At 66.4% G+C, this 6,753-nt stretch carries 8 protein-coding genes; 5 read left to right on the top strand and 3 right to left on the bottom strand.

The features are described 5' to 3' along the window. Positions 1–33: 33 nt before the first annotated feature. Positions 34–465, bottom strand: coding sequence for a limonene-1,2-epoxide hydrolase family protein (locus tag GS4_RS12100; RefSeq protein WP_040510371.1), 432 nt, complete (start codon positions 463–465; stop codon positions 34–36). 343 nt (positions 466–808) lie between these two features. Between GS4_RS12100 and GS4_RS12105 the strand changes: the two genes are divergently transcribed. The 3 genes from GS4_RS12105 (at position 809) to GS4_RS12115 (ending at position 3,253) form a co-directional block, all read left to right on the top strand. Further along, complete coding sequence (locus GS4_RS12105) at positions 809–1,471, top strand: 50S ribosomal protein L25/general stress protein Ctc (protein ID WP_007620892.1); 663 nt, start codon at positions 809–811, stop codon at positions 1,469–1,471. 23 nt (positions 1,472–1,494) lie between these two features. After that, on the top strand, positions 1,495–2,061 hold the full coding sequence (gene pth / locus GS4_RS12110) for an aminoacyl-tRNA hydrolase (RefSeq protein ID WP_040510337.1): 567 nt from the start codon (positions 1,495–1,497) through the stop codon (positions 2,059–2,061). A 121-nt stretch (positions 2,062–2,182) separates the two neighbouring features. Next, positions 2,183–3,253, top strand: a complete 1,071-nt coding sequence (locus GS4_RS12115; protein ID WP_007620894.1) for a beta-ketoacyl-ACP synthase 3 — start codon at positions 2,183–2,185, stop codon at positions 3,251–3,253. A 181-nt stretch (positions 3,254–3,434) separates the two neighbouring features. Here the strand turns inward: GS4_RS12115 and GS4_RS12120 are convergent, their stop codons facing one another. Both GS4_RS12120 and GS4_RS12125 read right to left on the bottom strand, forming a co-directional pair. Continuing rightward, positions 3,435–4,196 carry an ABC transporter permease gene (locus tag GS4_RS12120; RefSeq protein ID WP_007620895.1) on the bottom strand — a complete coding sequence of 254 codons (762 nt, stop codon included), beginning with the start codon at positions 4,194–4,196 and terminating at the stop codon, positions 3,435–3,437. Beyond that, positions 4,193–5,209, bottom strand: coding sequence for a daunorubicin resistance protein DrrA family ABC transporter ATP-binding protein (locus GS4_RS12125; RefSeq protein ID WP_007620896.1), 1,017 nt, complete (start codon positions 5,207–5,209; stop codon positions 4,193–4,195). The genes GS4_RS12120 and GS4_RS12125 overlap by 4 nt, the downstream gene beginning before the upstream one ends. Before the next feature lie 308 nt (positions 5,210–5,517). On the opposite strand from GS4_RS12125, the gene GS4_RS12130 reads away from it, so the two are divergent. Together GS4_RS12130 and GS4_RS12135 are read left to right on the top strand one after the other, a co-directional pair. Beyond that, complete coding sequence (locus GS4_RS12130) at positions 5,518–6,159, top strand: PadR family transcriptional regulator (RefSeq protein ID WP_007620897.1); 642 nt, start codon at positions 5,518–5,520, stop codon at positions 6,157–6,159. A 100-nt stretch (positions 6,160–6,259) separates the two neighbouring features. After that, on the top strand, positions 6,260–6,753 hold a 494-nt coding region (locus GS4_RS12135), incomplete at its 3' end, for a thiolase family protein (RefSeq protein ID WP_007620898.1).

Consider the following 6,753-nt stretch of genomic DNA (forward strand, 5'->3'; position numbering starts at 1 on the left):
CGTCGCACCATCCGCTGAGCCAGGCGCGGGCGATCAGGCGGGCGCGGGCAGGGGCTTCTGGAAAGCCGGGACGACGACCGCGGCGAGACCGCGCAGCAGCCCCTTGGTCATGTCGAAGTAGTCGAAGTAGTCGCGCCAGACCACGATCTGGGCGTCACGGATCTCGAAGCGACCCCACACCCAGAACTGGATGACGACCGGGCCGAACCGGAGTTCGTCGATGCGCTCGGTGAGGACGGTTGCGCCGTCCTCGGCGATGTTGAGGTAGCGGTAGTTGAACCCGATGGACGGTTTGTCGAGTCCCTTGATCACCTTGGCCACCTTGCGACGGCCGCGGATGGTCGGCAACGACACATTTGTGTACTGGATGTCGTCGTGGACCTGCGCGACCGCGCCGTTCACGTCACGCCGGGCGAGCGCATCGAGGAACGCAGTGGTGATCTCGGAGGGGGTCTGAGAGGTCATGGGGTCAGTATGCCCGTGCGGGTCGGCCGTGGCGATGGTCCGCGGGACCGCCGATCGCACCTCCCGCACCTGCGACCTCGTCTCGTTCCCGCGACCTCAGTCGAGGTCGCGGACGAAATGAGATCGCGGGAGGGGGCGCCCACCTGGACGGATGTGACATCGGCCCAGGCCATCGGCTAGTCTGGCTCCCGTTGTCTCGGCGAGGGTGACCCAGTCACCGTTATCGGCGCGACCATCGCGATCTCCTCGCGCGGGTATCCGACACCCGGCGTCGATCAATCGGTGACGGTGCGCAGACGCCGTGACCGGGACCCCGATCCGCCATCGAACGAGGAGAGATCCAATGGCAACTCAGACCACCAAGCTCACGGTCGCCGTCCGCACCGGCAAGGGCAAGGGTGCAGCTCGCCGCGCACGCCGCGAGGGCAACGTCCCCGCAGTGCTCTACGGCCACGGCACCGACCCGCGCCACCTGCTCCTGCCCGCGCTGGAGCTGGCCGCCATCCTGCGCCACGGCGGAACCAACTCGGTCATCGACCTCCAGATCGAGGGCGACAGCCAGCTCGCACTGACCAAGCAGGTCGACGTGCACCCGATCCGCAACTACATCGAGCATGTCGACCTCCTGGTCATCCGCCGCGGCGAGAAGGTGACCGTCGAGGTCAACGTCGTCGTCGAGGGCGACGCCGCACCGGGCACCCTGGTCGTCCAGGACGCCAGCTACGTCGAGATCGAGGCCGACGCGCTCTCGATCCCGGAGCAGGTCACCGTGTCGGTCGAGGGCGCCGAGCCGGGCGTCGCCGTGCACGCCTCCGACCTGGAACTGCCGGAGGGCGTCACCCTGCTGAGCGATCCGGAGACCCTGATCGTGGCCGTGAACGAGGCTCCGACCGCCTCCGATCTCGAAGAAGAGGCCGAAGAGGCCGGAGCCGAAACGCCGGGTACCGACGAGGAGTCCGAGGGCGAAGGCGAGTCCGAGGAAGCTGCCTCGGACGAGTCCGAGTAGGTCGTCGACCACTCTTCATGGCAGTGAAGCTGGTTGTGGGTCTGGGCAATCCGGGTACGCGATACGAGAAGACGAGGCACAACATCGGCGCGATGGTCGCCGATGGCCTCGTCGCCTCGGCCGGCGAACGATGGAAGGTCCACAAGAAGTCCGGGGCGGAGCTGGCGTCGCTGGTTCTCGGCGGCGAGCAGGTGCTCGTCGCCAAGCCCCGGACCTATATGAACGAGTCGGGCCGGCAGGTCGCCCCGCTGATGAAGTTCTACTCCGTGGCGGCCGCAGACCTCGTCGTCGTGCACGACGAACTCGACATCGACTTCGGGGCGGTCCGCCTCAAGTCCGGGGGCGGTGAAGGCGGCCACAACGGCCTGCGGTCGATCGCCCAATCCATCGGCACCAAGGACTTCCTCCGGGTGCGGATGGGCATCGGGCGACCGCCTGGTCGGCAGGATCCTGCCGACTTCGTGCTGCGCCCGTTCCCGACGTCGGCACGGGCCGACGTCGAGTTGTTGGTGGAGCACGGCTGCGATGCGGTCGAACTCCTGGTCAGCAGACCACTCGAGACGGCACAGAACACCGTCCACACATGGTGACGAGGACCATCCGCGCCCTCGGTCCACACATGCATCAGGGAGTGCAGGTCTAGAGTCTCCACAGGTCGCGTCGAAGGGGACGGCGCGTACCGGCGAACATTCATCCGAAGGGGCACAGATCGTGGCAGGAATCGCAGCTAAGACCGGACACCAGAACGTCGCGATGCTCGGCATCGGCGCATACCGTCCGCGTCGATTGGTCAGCAACGACGAGATCTGCGACGTCCTCGACTCCTCCGACGAGTGGATCTACGAGCGCAGCGGCATCCGCAACCGTCGCTGGATCAGCGGAGACGAGAACGCCCGCACCATGGCCGCCGAGGCCGCGCGCCGCGCGATCGCCAACTCGGGGATCCCGCCCGAGAAGATCGGTGCGCTGATCCTCGCGACCAACAGCTGGAAGACCAAGATCCCGCACGGCGGCCCGATCGTCGCCTACGACATCGGCCTCAACGGCATCCCGGCCTACGACGTCGCGGCTGGGTGCGGCGGATTCGGCTACGGCCTCGGTATCGCCGCCGACACCGTGCGCGCGGGCTCCGCGGAGTACGTGCTGCTCGTCGGCGTCGAGACCATGTCAGTGGTGATGGAGCCGACCGACCGCAGTACGGCCTTCATCTTCGGCGACGGCGCCGGCGCTGTCGTCGTCGGCCCGAGCGAAGAGAACGGCATCTCGCCGACGGTGTGGGGCAGCGACGGCGAGAACGCCGAGGCCATCGGCCAGAACCTGGACATCCCGGAGTACATGGACCGCGCCGAGCGGATGCAGCACCTCGATCCCGAGACCGACCCCGTCGGCCGGATGTACGTGACGATGGAGGGGTCCAAGGTGTTCCGCTGGGCCGCGATCACCCTGCCGAAGGCGCTGTCCTCGGTCCTGGAGACGTCCGGACTCGCCGCCGACGACATCGAGGTCTTCGTCCCGCACCAGGCGAACGCGCGGATCAACGAGTTGATGAAGAAGAACCTCGGACTCGCCGACGAGATCCCGATGGCCAACGACATCGAGAACACCGGCAACACCTCGGCCGCCTCCATCCCGCTGGCCATGGAGGAGATGCTGGCCACCGGTAAGGCCAAGGGTGGGCAGACCGCGCTGCTCCTGGGTTTCGGTGCCGGCCTCAGCTACGCGGGTGCCGTCGTGACTCTGCCCCCGGCTCCCGGCCGGACCAGCTTCGACGACCTGGGATGACGCCGTGACGCTACCCCCGGCTCCCAGCCGGACCAGCTTCGACGACCTGGGATGACGCCGTGACGCTACCCCCGGCTCCCAGCCGGACCAGCTTCGACGACCTGGACTGACCCTGGACGTCTGAACCACCACCTCGTTCGCGCTCACCCGACACCGGGTGAGCGCGAACGTGTTCGAGGGGTCAGGCGTTCTCCTTGCGGAACACCGCGGTGCCCCACCAGGTTCCGAGTGCCGACAGGATCACTGCGGTGAGCAGCCCCCACGCGACGCTGGACGTCAGTATCTCGCCGGCAAAGGTGTCACGCACGGCGTCGACGATCCACCGGAACGGCATGAAGTCGCTGACCTTCTGCAACCATTGCGGGCCCAGTGTCATCGGCAGCAGGATTCCGCTGAGCAGGAGTACCGGCATCATCACCATGTTGATCACCGGCGCCATCACGTCTTCGCTCTTCGTGGTCAGTGCCAATGCGTTCGAGGCCGCGGCACACGCACCACCCACGAGCAGCGTGATCAGGATGCCGACTACGATCCCCACGAACGATCCGCGCAGCCCCATCGCGAAGCCCAGCAGGACGAGGATGACCGCCTGCACGAAGAGCTGCAGGACATCACGCATCAACCGCCCGGTGAGCAGTGCGGTGCGGCTGGCGGGCGTCACGCGCTCGGCCTCGATGACCCCCTCGCGCCACTCCCCGATCAGACTGAATCCGGCGAAGAATGCGCCGAAGATGCCCAGTTGCACCAGGAGTCCCGGTACGAGGAACGTGTAGGCGTTGTCGGCGCCACCGGGGAACTGCCCGACCAGCGGCTTGAGCAGCGGCCCGAACAGCACCAGGTAGAGCACCGGCTGCATCACGCCGATCAGCACCCACGCCGGGTTGCGCAGGTTCATCCGGATCTGCCTGCGGAACACGATGAAACTCTCGCGGAAGAAGGTCACGACCGGGCTCCTTCGGACTGCTCGGCGCCGTCGGGCGCGTCTGATGTGGTGGTCGAATCGGCGTCTCGCAACGACCGACCGGTGAGGGTGAGGAAGACGTCGTCGAGGGTCGGGCGGATGACTTCGATGGAATCCAGTGGGATGCTGACCGATTCGAGGTCGCGGAGAAGCCCCGGCACCGCGCGGCCGGCGCGACGGACACGGCCACGCACATGACGACCATCGGTCTCGACCGCGGTCGCGATGGATGTCAGCTTCTCGGCTGCCGTCGTCACATGATCGTCGTCGGCGACCTCGAGATCGACGAGATCTCCGGAGACCTGGGCCTTCAGGTTGTCGGCGGTGTCTGCGGCGACGATCCGACCGTTGTCGATGATGATGATCCGATCGCTGAGCTCGTCGGCCTCGTCGAGGTAGTGGGTGGTCAAGAAGACCGTGGCACCACGCTCGGACCGCAACTTGCGGATGTGTTCCCACAGGTTCGCCCGGGCCTGCGGGTCCAGCCCGGTTGTCGGTTCGTCGAGGAACACCAGCGTCGGCTCGTGGACCAGCCCCATCACGATGTCGAGTCGGCGTTTCTGCCCGCCGGACATGTTCTTGGGCATACGTTCCCACAGTCCGTCGAGCTGCAGCTGGGCGAACAGCGCCTTGCCACGCTCGGTCGCCTCGGCGCGCGAGAGCCCGTAGAGCATGCCGTGGTCGACCACCTCGTCGCCGGCCTGCGCCTGACTGAATGTCCCACCGGCCTGCGACACGTACCCGATGCTGCGCCGGACCATCACCGAGTCGGCGACGACGTCGTAGCCGTTGACCGTCGCGGTCCCCGCAGTGGGCCGCAGCAATGTGGTCAACATCCGCAGCGTCGTGGTCTTGCCCGCACCGTTCGGTCCCAAGAACCCGACGACCTCGCCTTCCTCGATGTCGAGGTCGACTCCGTCGACCGCGAGCACCTCCCGCTTCTGTTTGCCTCGTCCCGTGTGGAACTTCTGCACGAGGCCGCGTGCGTGGATCATGTTCTCTCCCCTCGACTTCTCGGATGGCCCGGGCTGTGCCATCCACTCGATACGCGCAACGGTGTCGCGCCCGTCTGCGCTTATGTTCAAATTTGAATATTCAGGACTATGTCAACACCTCAGTCGGAAGTCAACGCCAGAATCCGACACCTGGCGTGGGAATTCACGGTCCCGACGAAGAAGAGACCACTCGACCGACCAGAAGTCATCGGTCGATGACAAGGCGTTCGGGTTGTCGGCCCGAGTCGCGGTGACGGCGACGGCCGAGGCGGGAGACGCGAGCATCGGCGATGGTTACGCTGCGAGGCATGCGCGCGTCCGTCACCCGACTGCTCCTGCTGGGAGCGGTCCGGCTGTTCGAGCCGGTGAACGGCTATCAGATCCGGCGCGAATTGCTGTCGTGGCAGGTGGACCAATGGGCGAGCATTCGGCCTGGCTCGATCTACCACGGCCTGGCGTCGCTGACCTCCGATGGCCTGTTGCGCCGCCACGATCTCACCGACGGCACACGTGATGTCGCCGTCTACGAGTCGACCGACGCCGGGCGCGCCGAGCTGCACCGCTTGCTGGAGTGGTCGATCACCACCGTGAACTCATTCGATCGACGGGACTTCCATGCCGGGTTCGGTCTCGTCGCGCTGCTCGACCGCGCGACGGGTGTCGACCTCCTGGGTCGACGCCTCACCGCACTCGAAGCAGCCGTCGCGGAGTTCGACAGGGGCTCCGGCGCGACCGACCCCTACGTCCCACCGCACGCACTGCGCGGGGTCGACCTGTGGGCTGCCGAAGCACGAGCGGAACTGCGCTGGCTCATCGAACTGCTGGACGACATCGAGTCGGGCGAACTCGCCATGTTCACCGACGATCAGCCCGACTGGGTTCCCGCTCCCGATGACCCCGGACATCAGATGTCGGCGGATCGGGAACGTTATCGCGCTCTGCTGCGATGAACATCTCGCGGGCACCGACAACCGTTCACATCGCGGCTACTTCCGAGTAGCCCACTCATGTGAGACGGTCTATGTCGGCTCGCATAACGGAAGGAAGCCCATGCCTCTGATCGCGGACACCACCGGCATCAACAACATCGGCATGCTCGGTATCGGTGCATACCGGCCAGAGCGCGTCGTCACCAACGACGAGATCTGCGAGAAGATCGATTCCTCGGACGAGTGGATCTACACGCGTACCGGAATCAAGACACGACGCTTCGCGCGGCGCGACGAAGACGTCATGCAGATGTCGGTGGCAGCCGGCCGCAAGGCGATCGCGAACGCACTGCTCAGCGGCTCGGACATCGACGCGGTGATCCTGGCGACCAACACCCACCTGTTGCTCACCCCGGCGGGAGCCACCGCCGTCGCGACCGAGCTCGGCGCCAATGGCGTGCCCGCCTTCGACGTCACCGTCGGGTGCGCGGGCTTCGGCTACGGCATGGCGCTGGCGACCGACATGATCCGTGGCGGCAGCGCGCACCACGTGCTCGTGATCGGCGCCGAGCAGTTGTCGGTGACGATGGACATGACCGATCGCGGCAATTGCTT

Source organism: Gordonia soli NBRC 108243 (assembly GCF_000334455.1).
Taxonomy (GTDB): Bacteria; Actinomycetota; Actinomycetes; order Mycobacteriales; family Mycobacteriaceae; genus Gordonia; species Gordonia soli.

Excerpts from the sequence above, each read along its gene's own strand:
- GS4_RS12125 (WP_007620896.1), bottom strand. The coding sequence starts at position 5,209 with ATGATCCACGCACGCGGCCTCGTGCAGAAGTTCCACACGGGACGAGGC.
- GS4_RS12130 (WP_007620897.1), top strand. The coding sequence starts at position 5,518 with ATGCGCGCGTCCGTCACCCGACTGCTCCTGCTGGGAGCGGTCCGGCTG.
- GS4_RS12105 (WP_007620892.1), top strand. The coding sequence starts at position 809 with ATGGCAACTCAGACCACCAAGCTCACGGTCGCCGTCCGCACCGGCAAG.
- GS4_RS12100 (WP_040510371.1), bottom strand. The coding sequence starts at position 465 with ATGACCTCTCAGACCCCCTCCGAGATCACCACTGCGTTCCTCGATGCG.